This is a genomic window from Spirosoma arcticum (assembly GCF_054779955.1).
This window is the reverse complement of record NZ_BAAGXG010000001.1, coordinates 64,362-82,207: the sequence shown is the minus strand read 5'-3', so window position 1 is coordinate 82,207 and position 17,846 is coordinate 64,362. Positions and strand designations below refer to the sequence as shown.

Here is a 17,846-nt window from a genome sequence, read left to right as displayed (position 1 = left end):
AAAACGTCAATTACGGTTGGGTAATCAATGAACCCGCTCGACGCGTTCGACAAAATCGCCGAATTGCTTAGCGGGAATAAACTGCGGCTGGGTGCGGTAGGACAGCACCATGAACACGAGCAGCAGCGAAATAAGAAATGCCTGTAACATGACAATCAGAAACGAAAACACTAAGTAAGTTGTCCAGCCCGGTGTGGAGGTGTTGGTGAATAATTTCAGGTAAATGACAATACCAATGCCCAGCATCGACGCCACCAGCATCATCACGCAGAACAGCGCCAGCCGCACGGCCGTCGTCTCCATAAGTACCGATATGGCCCCCAGCCCGTGCAGTACCAGCGACACGAAATTCATTTTCGACTCGCCCGCCAGCCGACGACCGCGCTCCAGCGGAACGGCCGTGTAGGGCAGCCGCGACCGAATGACGCCACCGGGGTAGTTATTCCAGATTTCGGACACGTGAGCCAGTTTACGAAGTAGCCCGGCGGGTACCAAACTGAAATTGCCGAAGGTAATGACCTTACCCGTCAGCAGCCGAAACACGGATTTATAGATCAAGTAAAACACCCGAAATAAGAGACTTTCGTGGCGCTTAGCCCGGTGCGCAAACACCACGTGACCGGGTTTTTCGGCTCCCCGCCGGAGCAGTTGCCCAATGTCTTCGGGGCGATCTTCCCCGTCAGAATCCATCACGATGGTCGGGTATTGGTCGGGCTGATCGGCTAAGAACGACAACCCAAGGGCAATGGCTTTCTGGTGACCCACGTTCCGAAACAGCCGCAGAATGGATACCGATTGCCCCACGCCAGCCGGAATAGTGTCATAAACGGTGGTGGAGCAATCGTCCACGATTAAAAATGCCAGCCGGTTGCATAGCGGCTCGTCTACCACTAATCGAATACGCTCCAGCAGCAGCGCGACAGCGGGCCAGTCATTGAAAAGGGGAATAACGACGTTGATGCGTTCGGGCAGCGAATGGAATGTACTATCCAACGGAATGGGTGGTTTGAGCGGCAAAAGTAGTTTTTTTCTCCCAACATACGACCGACCGGCTTATCGGCCGGTCGGGTCCGTTCAGCAGTGACCTATGGCACGTCGACGAACTGATTGGTGAATTCAATGACACTGCGGTCGGGATGGGTGCGAAACAGACCCAGTCGGTAGCGGCCCTGCTGCATCAGCGCGATGGGCATTGCGGCCGAGAAGCCCGGCAGCACCCGCCAGGGCCGGAACGTGAGGGGTCGGTTCCTATTGGCAAACACCAGGTACGTATGGCGTGCTGACTTCATGACGACGTACGCTCCTTCATTCAGCCCGACGGCATAACCCGGTTCGTCGCTGGTGACCACAATGAATTCGGGTCTGTAGTCAACGCGGAGTGGAGCAGTTCCGGTAACGGTGCTGACCGGAGCCATCAATTGTTGCTCATCGGGCGTAATGGCGGGGTTTGGCAACCGATACCAGCCGCGTTTGTCCATGAGCGTCGTAAGGTCGGAAATGAAGCGGGCCAGGTTGGAATTCCGGCTTCCGCCGAGGCCAATGTCGTTATGAATCTGGCTGAACGTTAAGCCCTGTTTGTGCTTGTGATACTCAAAAATTACGGGCAGGTAAGTGGCATACGAGAGCACATTTACGACTACAAAAAGCCCCCAAACGGCAGGCCAGACCCGCACGCGCATCCGTTCCGGCAGGCGACTGAAGAGCAGCACCGACGCCACCGACCACAACGTCAGCGAGTAGATGCGGTAGGAAATCGTGAGCGACATACCGAAATCAAACCGGAGCCGAAAAAAAGCAATCAGGGCGATGTTTGCCAATAGAAACAACAGACAGCCGAACACGAATGCCTCGAAGCGGGAGGGGCTAACAGGCTGACGGGAGCGGGCGTTTTTTACGGCACTAATCAACGTCTGGATCAACCAGTAGGCCAGCCCCGTCACCACAATCAGCCCCGCTGCAAACGGAAGGTAGTAGCGGAATCGCTGGGGCAGCGCGGGAAACAGATCAAACACACTCCCGGCGTAAACCAGGAAGCCAGCAAGGGTCTCCAGCGGGTGGTTCATAACATAGGCGAAGCCTTCGGCGTTACCCTGCTGCACCGGATAGCCCCGGAAATAAAGGTAAACGCCCAACGCCCCAACGCCCAGCCAGATGCCCAATGCCAGCCACCGCCGTTGCACAAACAGCATACCGGCACCGGCGGGCCACAGCAGCAGGCCATTACCCATGCTGAAGGTGCTCAACAGACCAAGTCCGAGTGCCAGCCCCAGATGAAGCGGCCGGTCGGTAACCAGCACAAACAGGGTCAGCAGGACTAAGGTGATGATGGCTAAGTACTGCAGCGAGAAAATAGCCGTGAACGTCATGATGTAGCTCTGCGCCGTGAACAGCAACAGCGGCACGGGCAGCAGTCCCACCAGCGCCCGTGCCGAAACCCGTTCGTGCCAGTGGAGGGCGCGGTAAAGCAGAACGAAAATAAGGACCAGCCCTAAGTTGCCCCACAGCATCAGGTTGGCGAAATTGAGCTTGCCGGTCAGAAAATACTGACCCAGCACCACCAGCCGGGCATACACAACGCGGTGCTCATTGTTGGGGCGCAGCAACGCGGTCATCTTGCCACCGAACGTGGGGGCCGTCAGAAACCGATCCAGAAAATACGGAATATTCTCGTAATCATCGAGCCAGGGGACGTTGTAGCGCAGGGTAAAGAAATACATGAAGAAACCGGCAATGGGCAGCAGCAGGAGCACCCACGTCAGCGGGGGCAATGCCAGCAGTCGGTACAGGCGGGGCATAGAATAAACGGGTGTTTACGATTAACGGGCATCCCGGTAGGTTTGGTGAATTCGGTATAGTTCATACCACATCCTGAACACGTAGCCCGAACCAATGCGGGAGTCGCTTTGCTCGATCCACCGCTTCAGAGGCAGTTCGGCCACGTGGTCGGCAACATTGGCCCGGCCGTGCTGCCGGATCAGCCGCGCCAGCAGTTCCACGTCGAACAGCCACGGGCTAATGAACGGCTCCTGGAACAGATTAGTCACGATGCCGCGCCGGAACAGTTTGGCCCCGCACTGGGTGTCGTAAACGGGTAGCTTCAGAATGTTGCTGATGAAGGTCGCAATCACACGCCCAACGTAGTGGCGAAACGGGTCGCGCTGAATGTCGGCTCCGAGGATTTTGACGCGCGACCCCATCACGAGGTCGAGCGTGGGTTGCCGGTCCAGCGCCGTCTGCAAATCGTCAATGGCGTCGAGGGGTGTGGCCAAATCCGCATCTAAATAACCGAGGTAGTCAACCGGCTGACCGGCGCAGTGCAGTATTCCTGCCCGCACGGCCCCAGCTTTTCCCTGGTTCTGGGCTAAGTGCAGTACCTCGATCTGGTCCGGCTGCTGCTGCTGCAAACCATCCAGCACAGCGCGGGTGTTGTCGCGGCTACCGTCGTTGACGAAGCACACGCTTACCGTCGGCATCCGGCGCAGGTACGCTATAAAAGCAGTTGCGGGGAGTCGGGTGGCTTCATCATAACACGGAATAATCATGCAAACTGACGACATGCGGGCTTAACGTTTGGTGGGGGTCGGCTCCAGCACACGGGCCGTGGCAACCGCAGACAGCGTAGAGTCGAGAATGATGGCTTTGTGGCCGTAGTAACCCGATTGGCAGCGATTCCACCAGTGCGTACGCTCGGGCCGGATGTCTTCGACGAACAGGCTGGGGGGATACACGCTGATGGGCGCCAGCCGGAGCGTATCGGCCGGTGACTGAAGCCGCTGGTGGCGTTCGCTCATCTCTCGGTCATACGTAGCCGCACGGCCACCCAGCAGGTCGGTGTACAGTTGCTTCAACGACGCACTGAATGCAATGCTGCCCATCACCCACAGGCCCGTCAGCACCAGCACGGGCAGCGTCGGGCGCGACGCAGGCAGCAGCATTGACACGGTCGAATGCGTACGTCGCTCTGTGCGACCCGCCCAAACGGTGAGCACGAAGAACCAGCCCAGTGTAAAAAAGATAAACAGAACGTTCATGGTCCGGGCGAACGGCGGCAGGCCGATACCGTAATAGGACGGAAAGATGATGGCCGCCAGCAGCCCCACGAATACCAGTGTGAGCAACGGAGCTGGGAGGTTGAACAGGCGGGCGTTGGGACTACCGGGCCGGGCAATGCGCCGGGCCAGTGGCCAGAACAGCACCGACAGCGGCAGAATGGGCGTTTTGATGAGCCACTCCCCCACCGACCGCGCTAACCAGCCAAACGACGCCCCCATCGACTTCACCAACTCGCCACTGTTCGGATTACCCCCCATGCGAATACCGTTACCCGGTGCCCGAAACAACAACCATGCCGAGGCCAGCGCGACCACGACCAAAAACAGCAGGAACGGATCGACTGTGCGCTGAAATACCAATCGGTAGCCCGCAATGGTCAGCAACAGTAAAACGAGCAGAATCAGGTTGGTTTCGCCGGAGCCGATGCTGGCAAATACCAGAAACCCCGCCCACACCACCGTCAGGCGCTTGTTCCAGCCCGCAGGCTGTCGATACCAGCGCAGCATGACCGCCAGCAGGTAAATTGTCAATACGGTGGGGACAGTGTACGTAGCGATGGAGGCCGTCCAGAAAAACGCTTCCACGACGCTGCGCAAGGCCAGTACAATCAGAAAAAATAAGACGCCGGTTGTCAGCAGGCGGGTTTTGAGCAACTCGCCCCGGAGCAACTCGCTCACTAAAGTGAACAGCGACGACAGCAGGGCCGTAATGGCGAGGGCCGGAATGAGCCGGAATCCATCGTACCAACCCCACACCAGCGGATTGGCGTGAACCAGCATATTGGAGAAATAACGGCCCGTCCAGCCGTTGTAATAGTAGCGCTGCGCGGGCCAGAAGCCGTACCGCACGGCCGTATCGGCAAAACAATAATCGTCGGCCGCCGAGGGGTGGTTGTAGAGCGACAGGCAAAGCAGCGGGATACAGGCCAGCAGAAACAAAAAAATGGCGGTTGCGTCCGCAAGCCGTCCCGTAACGGGTTCTTTCATAGTGTAGCACCCAACCCGAAGGTCCGGTGTGAATGGTTAATCGGGCAGTAAGCCAACAACTTTGGCAAAGTTTAACCGGGCCGCGCAGGCTTTGCCAAAGTTGTTGGCTTACACAATTCCCGTCGGTGCCGGACGATTCAGCCGCTGTAGCATGGGGTAGGCCAGCACGGCTGCTAAAATCACGAGCGTACCCGCGTAGAAACCGGTTGTCATGCGTTCGGCGTTGCCAAAAATGAGCACCGCAAGCAGAATTCCGTATACCGGCTCCAAATTTACGGTTAAGATTGCCATGTACGGCGAAAACTTACGCAACAACCGCACCCCCACTGTGTAGGCATAGACCGTGCAGACCAGCGACAACACCAGCAGCCAGCCCCATTGACCGGCCGAATCGGGTACGTATTGCACGACACTATTCACTGCCGGGGGATTAGTTGCGCGGATTGCCGTCCACATCAGGAAAGCGCCAACCGACGCCCCGGCCATCTCATAAAACGAAATCACGTAGGCGTCGAGCCGTTGCGTGAACCGGCTGTTGATGATCGTGAACAGCGACGATAGCAGGGCCGAAAACACGGCCACCGCCAGCCCGACCACCTTATCGAACTCGAACCGGAAAATCAGGTACAGCCCAGCCAGCACCACTGCCCCCAGCACGACCTCCACGGCCCGCACCCGGCGACGCAGCAAAAGCGGTTCGAGCACACTCGCCCAGAGTGAACTCGTTGCCAGACCCGCTAAACAGACCGAGACGTTAGCAATGCGGGCAGCCAGAAAAAACGTCATCCAGTGGAGCGCAATAATGCCGCCCGTAGCCAGCAGCCGCCAGCGGTCGCCGGGCGAAACCCGAATCGTTTGTCGCCGAACCAGCAGCACTACGCCCATGCCCAAAACGGCCAGCATCGTCCGGAAAAGCACCACCGCCGACGAATCGAGCGGTTCCAGCAGTTTGCCCAGAATGGCCGTAAATCCCCAAATCAGGACGATAAAGTGAAGCTGGAGATAATCGGAAAGCGCGGGCTTAGTCATTTAATGATGAATGATGAATCGGTCCGCCGAAGCGGATGAACGATAAGTGATTAGCACCGACAGGCATTCATCATTTATCGTTCATCCGCTTCGGCGGACCGATTCATCATTATTAACGGGGAATGGTATTGTACAGTAGTACGCCGATGGCCGCAAAAATAGCGTTCGGCAGCCAGACCGCCACAATGGGATTCAGAATACCCCCCTCAGCAATGCCTTTGGCGAGCATGAAAAACAGCAGGTACATGAACGCCAGCATAAAGCCCAGCGCCACCTGCCAGCCCACCCCCTGCCGACTCTTACGGGCCGACATAATGACGCCGATAACGGTCAGGATGAGGATGGCGAATGGTCGGGTGTCGCGGCTGTATTTTTCGAGCAGGTACATCTCCACCCCGTCGGCCCCGCGACTTTGCAACAGGGCGATGTGTTTGTTGAGTTCGGGGCGGGTAAAGGTCTCGTAGAGGTTGAAGTCCGAACTGAAATCGTCGGGCTTCATGTTGAGCGTCGTGTCCAGCCGGGTGCCGGGCGTCAATGTTTCTTTCACCCCGTTGATGGTGCGGATTTTATAGTCGTACACCGCCCACTTCTTCTTTTTGGCATCCCATTCAATGTGGTCGGCGGAGAGCTTTTGCTTGAGCAGATTGCCTTCAATGCGCTCCAACGTGAACTTATAGCCCGTGTTACTTAGGTTATTATAACTTTCCATGTACGCATACGTATTCGGCGCAATGGTGAGGTGAACGTTGCGGCCGGAGTAGGTGTACGCATCGTTGATGTACTTCACCTCAAAGGCAATCCGGGTTTTGTTCGCCTTTGGAATGATGTAATTGACCAAAAAATACGTCGCCACCGCCAGCACCGTTGCGCCCAGAACGTAGGGAAACAGTAGCCGGATAAAACTGACGCCACTGCTCAGAATCGCGATGATTTCAGTACGGGCCGCCAGCCGGGAAGTCAGAAAAACCGTGGCAATAAACACCATCAGCGGACTGATGTAATTGGCCCAGTACGGAATAAAATTCAGGTAATAGTCGAACAGAATTTTGTCGCCCGGCGCGCTGTTCTTGCGGAAGTTGTCAATCTTTTCGGTGTAGTCGATCATCACTACCACCAGCACAATCACCAGCACCACAAAGACGTAGGTGAGCAAAAAACGCTTTAGAATATACCAATCGAGTAGTTTCATTTTCTGGATCAATTCACTAACAAATTCTTCGCGACTTCATAACTCACGAACACCGCGCGGCCACTGTCGATAGTCACCAGCACCGACTTATCGAAGGCGTTGATTTCGGACACCGTCACGGTACAACCGAGCGTAAGGTCCGAATGATCGAGGTGTTGCAGGAATTCCGTCGAGTGTTCGAGTACCGCCATCAACCGGACGTTCTCGCCCGTTGCGGCATCCGACAGTTTGCGGTAACCGGTTTCGGGCATGTCCCCGGTTGGAGTCGGGATAGGGTCGCCGTGGGGGTCAAACTGCGGACAGCCTAAGAATGTATCTAAGCGGGAGACTAATTCGGCCGACCGAACGTGTTCCAGTTCCTCCGCTATTTCGTGCACCGCGTCCCAGCCGAAGCCCAGCTTTTCAACCAGAAACACTTCCCAAAGCCGGTGCCGCCGAATGACTTGCAACGCTAACCGTTCGCCCTCCTCCGTTAATCGAACGCCCTGGTATTTTTTGTAGTGAATAAGCTGTTTATCAGACAGTTTCCTGAGCATATCTGTTACAGAAGCGGCCTTCGTGGCCGTCATCTCGGCCAGCGCGTTCGTGCTCACTTCTCCCGCCTGCCGGGTGGCTAAGTAGTAGATCGTTTTCAGATAATTTTCTTCAGTGAACGACTGCATGGGATGCGGCTGCTTAGGAGAAAACGGCTCAATAGGGTTAAACAGTTTACGGGCAAAGGTAGTTTTTATGTTAAACTTTCTAAAAATTTAGATTAGCCTAAATTTTTATTTCCACAATCCTTATCTTTGCGATGTTATGCTGTCAGTCATCGAGTGAATCAACTTCACTGAATGGCTACAGATGCAGATCAACCAATGGAGGCAACAAAGACCACAACGAAAGGCTGGCGGCAGGAAAATTCAGCAAACTCGCTGGCCGAGGTACACAGATCGGTGCGGGTGCCGAAAAACGTCGGTTTTTTCAGGACACTAATGGCCTACGTTGGCCCCGGCATGATGGTGGCCGTCGGTTACATGGACCCCGGCAACTGGGCTACCGACATTGCGGGGGGTGCCCAGTTTGGCTATCGGCTGCTGTCGGTGGTGCTGATTTCCAATCTGTTCGCCATGCTGTTGCAGCACTTAGCGCTCAAACTTGGCATCGCCACCGGCCGCGATCTGGCCCAGGCCTGCCGCGACCACTTCAGCCGTCCGGTTGCATTTATGCTATGGATACTAGCCGAAGTGGCCATAGCCGCCTGCGATTTGGCCGAAGTTATTGGCTCGGCCATTGCCCTCAACCTGCTGTTTGGGTTACCGCTCACGGTCGGTATTCTTATTACGGCCTTAGATGTGCTATTAATACTGTACTTACAAAATCGGGGTTTTCAGATCCTGGAGCGCATTGTGGCCAGCCTGATTTTTCTGATCTTTCTTTGTTTTGGGTATGAGTTGCTCGTTTCCCGACCCGACGTTGCCGGTATCGTTGGCGGTTTGCTGCCCCGCGCCGAAATCGTGACCAACCCGGCCATGCTCTACATCGCCATCGGGATTCTGGGGGCTACCGTCATGCCGCACAACCTCTACCTGCACTCCAGCATTGTGCAGACCCGCGACTTCGACCGGGACGACGCGGGCCGCAAATCGGCCATTAAGTTTGCCACAATCGACTCGACGGTCTCGCTGTTTCTGGCGTTCTTTATCAATGCGGCTATTTTAATCTTGTCGGCGGCCGCGTTTCATTTTTCGGGCAATCAGCAGGTGGCCGACATCACCGACGCCCACCGACTGCTCGACCCGGTCCTGGGCGTTAAGTTCGCGGGCATCTTCTTCGCGGTAGCGTTGCTGGCCTCGGGCCAAAACTCGACGCTGACGGGTACGCTGGCGGGTCAGATTGTGATGGAAGGATTTTTGAACCTGCGCATCAAGCCGTGGGCGCGTCGGCTCATCACGCGCCTGATCGCCATTGTTCCGGCAATGATCGTGGCCATTCTGTACGGCGAAAAAGGTACGTCTGAATTGCTCGTACTGAGTCAGGTAATTCTCTCGCTGCAACTGAGTTTCGCCGTAGTGCCGCTGGTTGCCTTCACGAGCGACAAATTGAAGATGGGTCGCTTCGTCAATCCCGGCTGGGTGCGGGTGTTGTCGTGGGCGGTGGCCATCATCATCATCAGTCTGAATGCGTATCTGCTGTGGGATACGTTTACGTAACAGCCGCGATTACTCCGCTGGCAGCGGATACCCCAACGCTAAAGCGGTGGGCTGATACACGGATATTTTGCTCTCTTTGCGCTCAAACCTGACCCTCTGCTCAGGTGGTGGCAAAGTGCATAATGCGTTCTTCGGTGGCGTCGGCCCGGTTAAGTTCCGCCGACACCCGTCCGTCACGAATAACCAGAATCCGGTCGGCCAGCAGGAGCAGTTCGGGTAACTCACTCGAAATAAGGAGAATACCTTTCCCCTGCTTGACCAGTTGGCGCAGCAACGCATAAACCTCTGCCTTTGATCCTACGTCGATGCCGTGCGTCGGCTCATCCACAATCAGCATGTCCGGGTCGGTCAGGAGCCAGCGGGCCAGCAGCGTCTTTTGCTGATTTCCCCCACTAAGATTACCCACCCGTTCCTGCACCGAAGCCGTTCTGATGCCGAGTTTCTGCCGATACTCCCCGGCGATGGCGGCCACCCGCCGGGTGCTGAACCACGGACCGTTGGCTGGTGGTTTCACCGCTACGATATTCTGCGCCACCGACTGCTCCATGAATAACCCCAGCGCCTTCCGTTCTTCTGGCAAATACCCAATTCCTGCCTCCACGGCATCGGCCGGATGCCGTATATTGACTAAAGTGCCTTTCACCTCGATTAAGCCAGTCGTTCGGGTGTCAATGCCAAAAATAGCGCGGGCAATCTCCGTCCGGCCAGCGCCAACCAGCCCCGCCAACCCCAGTATTTCGCCCCGGTGCAACTGAAAACTCACGTCCCGGAAACGTTCACCCGATAGATTCGTCACTGCCAGCAGCACCTCGCTGGTGGCCTGAGACTCGGTTTCAGTCTTCGTTAGGTCGCGGCCAACCATCAGCCGGATGAGCCGGTCGGGGGAGAGTTCGGCAATAGGCAGTGTGCTCTGGTGCCGTCCGTCTTTGAGCACCGATACACGATCCGCAAGTGCGAAAATTTCGGTCAGCCGGTGCGAGATATAAACGATGGTCTTGCCCTGCGCCCGCAATTGCCCCAGCAGCGCGAATAGCGTTTGCGTTTCAGGCGCGGTGAGGGAGGCCGTTGGTTCGTCCAGGAGCAGAATGTCAGGTTCCTGCGACAGCGCTTTGGCAAGTTCAACCAGTTGCTTCTGGCCCGGTGACAGTTCACCGACGGGAGTTTCTGGCTGTATGTCGTTGAGATTCAACCGACTCAATAACGCTCGGGTGGCTTCGTGCAGCGCCCGGTAGCGGATCAGGCCAAAACGAGTGCGCGGCTGTCGATTGGCAAAAACATTTTCGGCCACCGACAGGTTTTCCACCAAACTAAGGTGCTGATACACAATAGCAATACCCAGTTTAGTGGCGTGTACCGGACCGTCGATGCGCACCACCTGCCCATTGATTAAAATCTGACCCTCAGTCGGCTGAAGATTACCAGTCAGCAAGTTGAGCAACGTACTTTTCCCCGCGCCATTTTCCCCGCAAAGGGCGTGAATTTCGCCCGGCTTCACCGCAAACGATACGCCGTCGAGTGCCCTTACGCCGGGAAAGGTTTTGCTAATGTTACGTAGTTCGAGCATGAATTTAGTTTGTGGTTTGTGGTTCGTAATTTGTCGTTCGTGCCCGCTGTCGCTGCGAAGCTGTTTAAGATTCTTGACGCCAGGGTTGGCTGATAGAGATGAAATTCTAAACAGTTCCTGCAAAACGAACGAGAAACCATACACCACAAACTAATTAAACTTGGATCGCTTCGCCCCGCTTCGCCGAGTCGTAGGCGGCATACACCAATCGGATCGTCTCGAAATTATCAGTACCGGTCGTTTCGGCACTGCCCAATCCGCGCAAATCGGTCAGCAAATTACGATTACAATCCACAATGGACGCATGAACGAGGGCATAAGCCGGATCGGCCCAGTCGTAAACCGGTGGCACGGCCGTCTGCAACTGCGTGTTTGTCTGACCGTTCGGCCCGCGGGTCGTCGTGCGAATCTCGAAATTACGCGACAACACTACCGACCCCGCCGATCCCTCCACCGTGACGAGCGTTTGCGGAAAAACTTCGTGTTCCAGAATCGACGCATACGACATGGTTGCGTAGCACACCAAACCGCTCTGCATCGTCATCAGTACATTCGCTACATCTTCGCCCCGAATGGTGGGGTTCACCCGCGTTGTCTGGCAGTAAAGCGACCGGGCCTCACCAAATAAAAAGCGGCAGATGTCCAGCGCGTGGGAGCCAATATCAGTCAGGATAAACTGCTTCAGTTCGGCCAGAAACGGCTGGTTATCAAACACCGGAAACGCCGAACGGAAGGACACCGTCGCCTGGAACGGCTGGCCAATTGCGCCGGAATCCAGCACGGCTTTTAGTTGACGAATGGGCGTTTGCCAGCGGAAATTTTCGTGGATGTACAGCCGAACGCCCTGTTGCCGACAGACGTCGAGCATCTGCCGGGCATCTCGGAGACTGGGTCCCATCGGTTTCTGACAGATTACGTCAATTTTTCGTTCGGCAGCTTTGGTGGTCAGGTATAGGTGCGTGTCAACGTCGGTGATGATGTCGACAAAATTCAGTTCGTGGGCGTGGTGGTCGAGCAGGTCGTCGATGTCATCATACACGGGTGGTCCACCGTACCGGAGGGCGAACGCATCGGCACGGGTGCGGGTCCGGTCGCAGAGCGCCACCAAGTCAACATGTTCCAGTTCAAACCAGGCGGGTAGCTGATAATTCGCCCAAAAACCGGTTCCAATCACCGCAAACTTTAATTTTTGCATGAAATTGTTAAATTAGTTGAAAGAACCGTACTTTATGGCCATGCGCCTGGGAATCAGTACCTACACCTACGGCTGGGCGGTGGGCGTACCCGGCGACCGACCTGAAAAGCCACTCGATGAGCAAGAGATACTCAACCGGGCGAACGCATTTGCCATGCGGCTGGTGCAATTTGGCGACAACTGGCCACTACATGAACTGCCTGTCGAGCGGCTGAACCTGCTACGACAACGAACTGATAAAGAACGGATTACACTTGAATTGGGTGCCCGTGGATTGACCGACGCGCATCTGGACCGGTACATCGACCTGACCCACCACCTGAACAGCCGACTGCTGCGATTCGTGATTGATGAGCGAAATTATCAACCAGACATTGCTACTGTGGTGAGCATACTGAGGAACGCCCTGCCCCGGCTTGCTCAAACGGGTGTTACGCTGGGGCTGGAAAACCACGACCGGCTGCTGGCCCGCGAGTTTGCCGACATTGTGGAGCACGTTGGCAGTGCGCACGTTGGCATCTGCCTCGATTCGGTCAATTCGATGGGCGCTGGCGAAGGATTGACTGAGGTAGTCAGGACGCTGGCTCCGTACACCGTCAACCTGCACCTGAAGGATTTTGGCATCCGGCGACTGCCCCACCAGATGGGTTTTCAGATTGACGGACGACCCGCCGGACAGGGAATGCTCAACGTGCCGTGGCTGGTGGAGCAGGTTGGTCAATACGGCCGGTGCCAAACAGCCATTTTAGAGCAGTGGGTGGTACCCGAACCAAACCGGGCCGCTACCATCGCTAAAGAAGCGGCCTGGGCCACGGAGAGTATGAATTATTTACAACAAACGGGTTTGTTTAGTGACTGAAAATCAATAAATACAATGACCAAAATTGCTTTGATAGGCGCAGGTGGTAAGATGGGCTGCCGCCTGACCGACAACTTCCTCAAACAGTCCGATTACGCCGTTTCCTATCTGGAAGTGGCCCCGGCCGGGATTGATAGGCTCCGCGAGCGGGGCGTGTCGGTGAGTGAGCAGGGCCCGGCAGTGGCCGAAGCCGACGTGGTGATTCTGGCCCTGCCCGACGTCGCCATCGGCAAGCTGTCGGAGACGATCATCCCCCAAATGAAAGCCGGGGCACTGGTACTAACCCTCGACCCGGCGGCCCCGCTCGATGGCGTCATTGCCCACCGCGACGATCTGGGCTACGTTATTGCGCACCCCTGCCACCCGTCGGTGTTCAACTGGGAGCCGACCGAACAAGCCTTCCGCGATTTCTACGGCGGCATTTCGGCCAAACAGTCCATCGTTGTCGCGCTCATGCACGGCTCCGAAGCGCACTACGCCCTCGGCGAATCGGTGTCGCAGGCGATGTATGGCCCCATTGATCGGACGTACCGAATCACGCTTGAACAGATGGCAATGCTGGAACCGGCGATGGTTGAAACACTGGCCCAAACCTGCATGGAAGTCGTGAAAGAAGGGTTTGACAAGATCGTGGCGCTCGGTGTGCCCGAAGCAGCCGCCCGCGATTTTGTGCTCGGCCACCTTCGTATTCAGATCGCTGTGCTGTTCAAAGAGGTAAACGGCACCTTTTCGGATGCGGCCTACAAAATCAGCAAACGCGCCAAACCGATCCTGTTCCGCGACGGCTGGCAGCGCATTTTCGAGATGGACGACATTCGGGAGCAGGTAAAAGACATTACGGCATCATGAAAAAAACCACCCTACTACCCTTATTTTGGCTGATCAGTCTGCTGTCTCAAGCACAAACGCCCGCGACAACGGGTCCGCTGAAAGTAGCCGATAACAAGCGCTACATCGTTCGGCAGGACGGCACGCCGTTCTTCTGGCTTGGCGATACGGCCTGGGAGTTGTTCCACCGGCTCAACCGCGAAGAGGCTGACAAATACCTCAAACGCCGGGCCGAGCAGGGCTTCACCGTCATTCAGGCCGTGGCGCTGGCCGAGTTCGACGGCTTGAAAGAACCCAATCCCTACGGCGAAACACCCCTACTCAACAACGACCCCACCAAACCCAACGAAGCGTATTTTAAACACGTCGATTACATTGTCGACAAGGCTGCGCAGTACGGGCTGATGATTGGCTTTTTGCCAACCTGGGGCGATAAAGTTTTCAAAGATAAATGGGGAAAAGGTCCCGAAATCTTCACCCTCACCAACGCCCGCATATATGGTCAGTATCTGGGCAACCGGTACAAAAACCGCCCCAACATCATCTGGATTCTGGGTGGCGATCGTAACCCGCGCGACGGTTCGCAGGACGTAGCCATCTGGCAGGCCATGGCCGCAGGCGTTCAGGAGGGCGTTGGCGGACCCGACAAAGCCATGATGTCGTATCATCCGCAGCCCAACGGTTTGGACGGGGGTGCGTCGAAGTGGTTCAAAGACGAGAGCTGGTTCGATTTCAACATGCACCAGAACGGCCACTGCCGCTTCACGCCCGTGTACGACAACATTTCGGCGTCCTATAACCGGCAACCCACTAAACCGACAATGGATGCCGAACCGATTTACGAAGACCATCCCGTTTGCTTCAACGTGAAAGACCTGGGCACGTCCAACGCCTTCGATGTGCGCCAGTTCGCCTACCTCGACCTGTTTGCGGGAGCGTTTGGGCATACCTACGGCTGTCACGACATTTGGCAAATGTACAGTGCCAGCCGCCCGGCCGTCAACGGGCCGCACCTGTACTGGCCCGAGGCCATCGAGCTGCCCGCAGCCAATCAAATGATTTTTGTAAAGCAGTTGCTTATGTCGCGACCGATGCTCGACCGGGTGCCCGACCAGTCGTTAATTATTGAGAGTAACCTAAACCCCGCCGACCGGATTCAGGCCACGCGGGGCCGGGATTACGCGTTTGTGTACACCTCGTCCGGCAAGCCTTTTACGGTGAATCCGGGCAAAGTATCGGGGCAGTCGGTGACGGCAACCTGGTTCGACCCGCGCACGGGCAAGACGAAACCCGCCGAGACGTTTGCCAATCAGCAACCGCAGAAGTTTTCTCCACCCGACAGCGGCTACGGGCACGACTGGGTGCTGATTCTGGACGATTCGGCCAAAAATTATCCAATGCCATGATCGCATTCAAACTAACGATACCCGTTCTGACGCTGTTGCTACCGGTCCTCGTGCAGGCGCAAATGTCGGCAATTAGCCCAAACACCCGCCTGCTGACCACCAGCATTCGGACGGGTGATACCGAGGTGTTTTGGGTGAATCCGGTTACGGGCGATGCGTTTAACATCACCAAAGCGCCCGCTTCGGAAGAGCGGTACCCGATCTGGTCGCCCGACGGAAAACAGGTCGTGTTTACATCTAATCGGGCCGGTGCGACACTCGCCGGTGGGCCACTCGGTGGTGCGTTCAATCTGTACATCGCCAATGCCGACGGCACTACTGTCCGGCAACTGACGAAACAGTCATCACCAGCGGTCTATTACTTCCCAAGCTGGACCGCCGACGGCAAACAAATCTGGTTCAGCTTAGCCGATGATGCCCAAAAAAAAGCCGTCATTGGCTACGTCTCCCCCGACGGCAAGCAATATAAGGAAGTAGCCGAAGGCCGCGATGGAGCCATCTCGCCCGACGGAAAAACGGTTGCGTTCACCAAGCAGGTCGGGAAAGGGTTCTGCCTGTTCGCGATGAACGCCGACGGCACCAACGTCCGTCATCTCAGTCAGCACGAAGACGAGATTGGGGCCGTTGCTCCGGCCTGGTCGTTCGACGGACGGCAGATTCTCTACAGCGATCAGGTGGGCGAAGCGCTCGAACTGTTCATCTACGACATGGCCACGAAGCAAAGCCGACAATTGACCAGATTGGGCAAAATCAGTTCGTCGGCGGCCTGGTCGCCGGACGGCAACTTCGTTACCTTCCGGGTCACAGACGTGGCTTACTGGCGCAACGCCAACACCCGCGACAAGGCTTACGAAGACAAACAGCCCGACAAACGCCCGGTCTGGATGATCGGAGTTGACGGTTCCAACCCGCACGTCATCGACGTACTACGCTTTCACTGTGCCATTGACGGAAGCCGGGCCGCGTGGTGGCCAGGTAAATGACAATGCTGAAACTCCTCCAGGAACGAACCTATTCACTGACGCTCACCATTTTGCTGGTCGGCATCGGCGCGGCCGTGGCGTTTCCGCAGACGTTCCCGACGTTCGGCAACTGGAGTCAGTTGCTGCTGAATCTTTCCATTGACACCATCGTGGCGGTGGGCATGATGCTCCTGCTGGTATCCGGCGTTTTTGATCTGTCAGTTGGGTCGGTGGTGGCTTTTTCGGGCGGACTGGCGGCCTACGCGATGCTGATTTTTGGCTGGCCGGTACCGGTCGCCATCGGGCTGGCGCTGGCCGGAGCCGGAGCAATTGGCGTTACCAACGGCTATTTAATTGCCTATCAGGGCGTTAATCCGATGATTCAGACGCTGGCCATGATGGGTATCGTGCGCGGGGGTGCGCTGTTAGTGAGCGGGTCGGGCATTCAGAATTTGCCCTACTGGTTCAACGCCATCAGTCAGTCGCGGCTGCTGGGGGTGCAGATGCCCGTTTGGTATATGCTGCTGACGGTGGGCGTGTTTGCGTTTTTGATGCACCGGACCGTGTTTTTTCGGCGCTACTACTATATCGGCGGCAACGAACGCGCGGCTGACCTCTCCGGCATTCGAGTTCGGCGGATGAAGTTGTACGGCTTCGTGCTCACCTCGTTGCTGGCCGGCGTGGCCGGGTTACTGCTGACGTCGCGGCTCGGAACGGCCCTGCCCACGGCGGGGCGGGGACTGGAACTGCGCGTCATTACGGCGGTGATTCTGGGCGGGGCGAGTTTGTCGGGCGGGCACGGAAAAATCGTCGGTGCCCTGCTGGGAGCCGTCTTTATGGGTCTCGTCAGCAACGTGATGGTACTGGCCCGCGTGTCGGGCTACTGGCAGGAAATCATTCTGGGCTTGATTCTGATCACGGCCGTCTGGACGGATATGGCCCTGCAAAAAAGGATTCGTTAGTTCTGCTAACCAACCGTTCAAAACCTAACAACCATAAAAATGAAAATCTGTGTGTATTGTGCCTCAAGTGCGAAGGTTGATAAATCCTATTTCGACGCCACCGAAAGGTTGGCGAAAGAACTGGTAAGAGCAAATATCGAGGTTGTTTACGGTGGTGGAGCTATCGGGCTTATGGGGAAACTGGCTGACACGGTTATAGAACAGGGTGGTAAAATAAAAGGTATCATGCCCAAATTCATGAATGAAGTGGAATGGGCCCATAAAAAAGTAGCCGACTTTGAGTTTACCGATACGATGCACGAGCGGAAAGCAAAGTTTCTGGAAGACATTGACGGACTGGTAACCTTACCCGGCGGTAGCGGAACACTCGAAGAGTTACTGGAAGCCATAACTCTAAAACGACTCGGCCAATTCACAAAGCCAATAGTCATCCTGAACACAAACGGCTTTTATAATCCATTACGACAAATGCTTGAGAAGTGCGTCAGTGAAAATTTTATGAACGAGAAGCACCTAAAGATGTGGACATTCGTCAATGAACCGGAGGATGTCATACCGGGCCTACTACAGGCACCTCCCTGGCACATAGACGCCATCAACTTTGCCACGAATCAATAAATT

At 56.1% G+C, this 17,846-nt stretch carries 16 protein-coding genes; 7 read left to right on the top strand and 9 right to left on the bottom strand.

Going from position 1 to position 17,846, the window contains the following annotated elements; all coding sequences use genetic code 11:
• Positions 1-24: 24 nt before the first annotated feature.
• The 7 genes from ACYVHB_RS00315 to ACYVHB_RS00285 form a co-directional block, all read right to left on the bottom strand.
• Positions 25-993, bottom strand: a complete 969-nt coding sequence (locus tag ACYVHB_RS00315; RefSeq protein WP_461048514.1) for a glycosyltransferase — start codon at positions 991-993, stop codon at positions 25-27.
• Positions 994-1,085: 92 nt separating this feature from the next.
• Positions 1,086-2,795, bottom strand: a complete 1,710-nt coding sequence (locus tag ACYVHB_RS00310; protein WP_461048512.1) for a hypothetical protein — start codon at positions 2,793-2,795, stop codon at positions 1,086-1,088.
• Positions 2,796-2,816: 21 nt separating this feature from the next.
• Positions 2,817-3,557: a dolichyl-phosphate beta-glucosyltransferase gene (locus ACYVHB_RS00305; RefSeq protein WP_461048510.1), complete on the bottom strand. Its 741-nt coding sequence runs from the start codon at positions 3,555-3,557 to the stop codon at positions 2,817-2,819.
• A gap of 6 nt (positions 3,558-3,563) precedes the next feature.
• Positions 3,564-5,039, bottom strand: coding sequence for a DUF6056 family protein (locus tag ACYVHB_RS00300; protein ID WP_461048508.1), 1,476 nt, complete (start codon positions 5,037-5,039; stop codon positions 3,564-3,566).
• Positions 5,040-5,147: 108 nt separating this feature from the next.
• Entirely contained in the window at positions 5,148-6,068 is a 921-nt protein-coding gene (locus tag ACYVHB_RS00295; RefSeq protein ID WP_461048506.1) for a DMT family transporter, read from the bottom strand.
• Positions 6,069-6,180: 112 nt separating this feature from the next.
• A complete protein-coding gene (locus tag ACYVHB_RS00290; RefSeq protein ID WP_461048504.1) occupies positions 6,181-7,257 on the bottom strand; it encodes an LptF/LptG family permease in 1,077 nt (358 codons plus the stop codon).
• An 8-nt stretch (positions 7,258-7,265) separates the two neighbouring features.
• Positions 7,266-7,919: a metal-dependent transcriptional regulator gene (locus ACYVHB_RS00285; RefSeq protein ID WP_461048502.1), complete on the bottom strand. Its 654-nt coding sequence runs from the start codon at positions 7,917-7,919 to the stop codon at positions 7,266-7,268.
• A 195-nt stretch (positions 7,920-8,114) separates the two neighbouring features.
• Between ACYVHB_RS00285 and ACYVHB_RS00280 the strand changes: the two genes are divergently transcribed.
• Complete coding sequence (locus ACYVHB_RS00280; protein WP_461048500.1) at positions 8,115-9,449, top strand: Nramp family divalent metal transporter; 1,335 nt, start codon at positions 8,115-8,117, stop codon at positions 9,447-9,449.
• Between the two features lie 100 nt (positions 9,450-9,549).
• Here ACYVHB_RS00280 and ACYVHB_RS00275 read toward each other — a convergent pair whose 3' ends face one another.
• Positions 9,550-11,013 (bottom strand): sugar ABC transporter ATP-binding protein, encoded by a 1,464-nt coding sequence (locus ACYVHB_RS00275; RefSeq protein WP_461048498.1) that lies wholly within the window; start codon positions 11,011-11,013, stop codon positions 9,550-9,552.
• Positions 11,014-11,167: 154 nt separating this feature from the next.
• Positions 11,168-12,208, bottom strand: a complete 1,041-nt coding sequence (locus ACYVHB_RS00270) for a Gfo/Idh/MocA family protein (protein ID WP_461048496.1) — start codon at positions 12,206-12,208, stop codon at positions 11,168-11,170.
• Between the two features lie 40 nt (positions 12,209-12,248).
• On the opposite strand from ACYVHB_RS00270, the gene ACYVHB_RS00265 reads away from it, so the two are divergent.
• From ACYVHB_RS00265 to ACYVHB_RS00240, 6 genes are read left to right on the top strand one after another with little or no spacing between them, the layout of a single operon-like run.
• Entirely contained in the window at positions 12,249-13,067 is an 819-nt protein-coding gene (locus ACYVHB_RS00265; RefSeq protein WP_461048494.1) for a sugar phosphate isomerase/epimerase family protein, read from the top strand.
• A 15-nt stretch (positions 13,068-13,082) separates the two neighbouring features.
• Positions 13,083-13,916: a phosphogluconate dehydrogenase C-terminal domain-containing protein gene (locus ACYVHB_RS00260; protein WP_461048492.1), complete on the top strand. Its 834-nt coding sequence runs from the start codon at positions 13,083-13,085 to the stop codon at positions 13,914-13,916.
• Positions 13,913-15,301, top strand: a complete 1,389-nt coding sequence (locus tag ACYVHB_RS00255) for a glycoside hydrolase family 140 protein (protein ID WP_461048490.1) — start codon at positions 13,913-13,915, stop codon at positions 15,299-15,301. The genes ACYVHB_RS00260 and ACYVHB_RS00255 overlap by 4 nt, the downstream gene beginning before the upstream one ends.
• On the top strand, positions 15,298-16,284 hold the full coding sequence (locus tag ACYVHB_RS00250; protein ID WP_461048489.1) for a TolB family protein: 987 nt from the start codon (positions 15,298-15,300) through the stop codon (positions 16,282-16,284). Before ACYVHB_RS00255 ends, ACYVHB_RS00250 begins: the two co-directional genes overlap by 4 nt.
• A gap of 2 nt (positions 16,285-16,286) precedes the next feature.
• On the top strand, positions 16,287-17,225 hold the full coding sequence (locus ACYVHB_RS00245) for an ABC transporter permease (protein ID WP_461048487.1): 939 nt from the start codon (positions 16,287-16,289) through the stop codon (positions 17,223-17,225).
• A gap of 39 nt (positions 17,226-17,264) precedes the next feature.
• A complete protein-coding gene (locus ACYVHB_RS00240) occupies positions 17,265-17,843 on the top strand; it encodes an LOG family protein (protein ID WP_461048485.1) in 579 nt (192 codons plus the stop codon).
• Positions 17,844-17,846 lie beyond the last annotated feature (3 nt).

Bases quoted from the DNA above. Each gene is read 5' to 3' on its own strand.
- ACYVHB_RS00255 (WP_461048490.1), top strand. From the start codon at position 13,913: ATGAAAAAAACCACCCTACTACCCTTATTTTGGCTGATCAGTCTGCTG.
- ACYVHB_RS00250 (WP_461048489.1), top strand. From the start codon at position 15,298: ATGATCGCATTCAAACTAACGATACCCGTTCTGACGCTGTTGCTACCG.
- ACYVHB_RS00245 (WP_461048487.1), top strand. From the start codon at position 16,287: ATGCTGAAACTCCTCCAGGAACGAACCTATTCACTGACGCTCACCATT.
- ACYVHB_RS00310 (WP_461048512.1), bottom strand. From the start codon at position 2,795: ATGCCCCGCCTGTACCGACTGCTGGCATTGCCCCCGCTGACGTGGGTG.
- ACYVHB_RS00285 (WP_461048502.1), bottom strand. From the start codon at position 7,919: ATGCAGTCGTTCACTGAAGAAAATTATCTGAAAACGATCTACTACTTA.
- ACYVHB_RS00305 (WP_461048510.1), bottom strand. From the start codon at position 3,557: ATGTCGTCAGTTTGCATGATTATTCCGTGTTATGATGAAGCCACCCGA.
- ACYVHB_RS00240 (WP_461048485.1), top strand. From the start codon at position 17,265: ATGAAAATCTGTGTGTATTGTGCCTCAAGTGCGAAGGTTGATAAATCC.
- ACYVHB_RS00300 (WP_461048508.1), bottom strand. From the start codon at position 5,039: ATGAAAGAACCCGTTACGGGACGGCTTGCGGACGCAACCGCCATTTTT.
- ACYVHB_RS00260 (WP_461048492.1), top strand. From the start codon at position 13,083: ATGACCAAAATTGCTTTGATAGGCGCAGGTGGTAAGATGGGCTGCCGC.
- ACYVHB_RS00275 (WP_461048498.1), bottom strand. From the start codon at position 11,013: ATGCTCGAACTACGTAACATTAGCAAAACCTTTCCCGGCGTAAGGGCA.
- ACYVHB_RS00290 (WP_461048504.1), bottom strand. From the start codon at position 7,257: ATGAAACTACTCGATTGGTATATTCTAAAGCGTTTTTTGCTCACCTAC.
- ACYVHB_RS00295 (WP_461048506.1), bottom strand. From the start codon at position 6,068: ATGACTAAGCCCGCGCTTTCCGATTATCTCCAGCTTCACTTTATCGTC.
- ACYVHB_RS00280 (WP_461048500.1), top strand. From the start codon at position 8,115: ATGGAGGCAACAAAGACCACAACGAAAGGCTGGCGGCAGGAAAATTCA.
- ACYVHB_RS00270 (WP_461048496.1), bottom strand. From the start codon at position 12,208: ATGCAAAAATTAAAGTTTGCGGTGATTGGAACCGGTTTTTGGGCGAAT.
- ACYVHB_RS00265 (WP_461048494.1), top strand. From the start codon at position 12,249: ATGCGCCTGGGAATCAGTACCTACACCTACGGCTGGGCGGTGGGCGTA.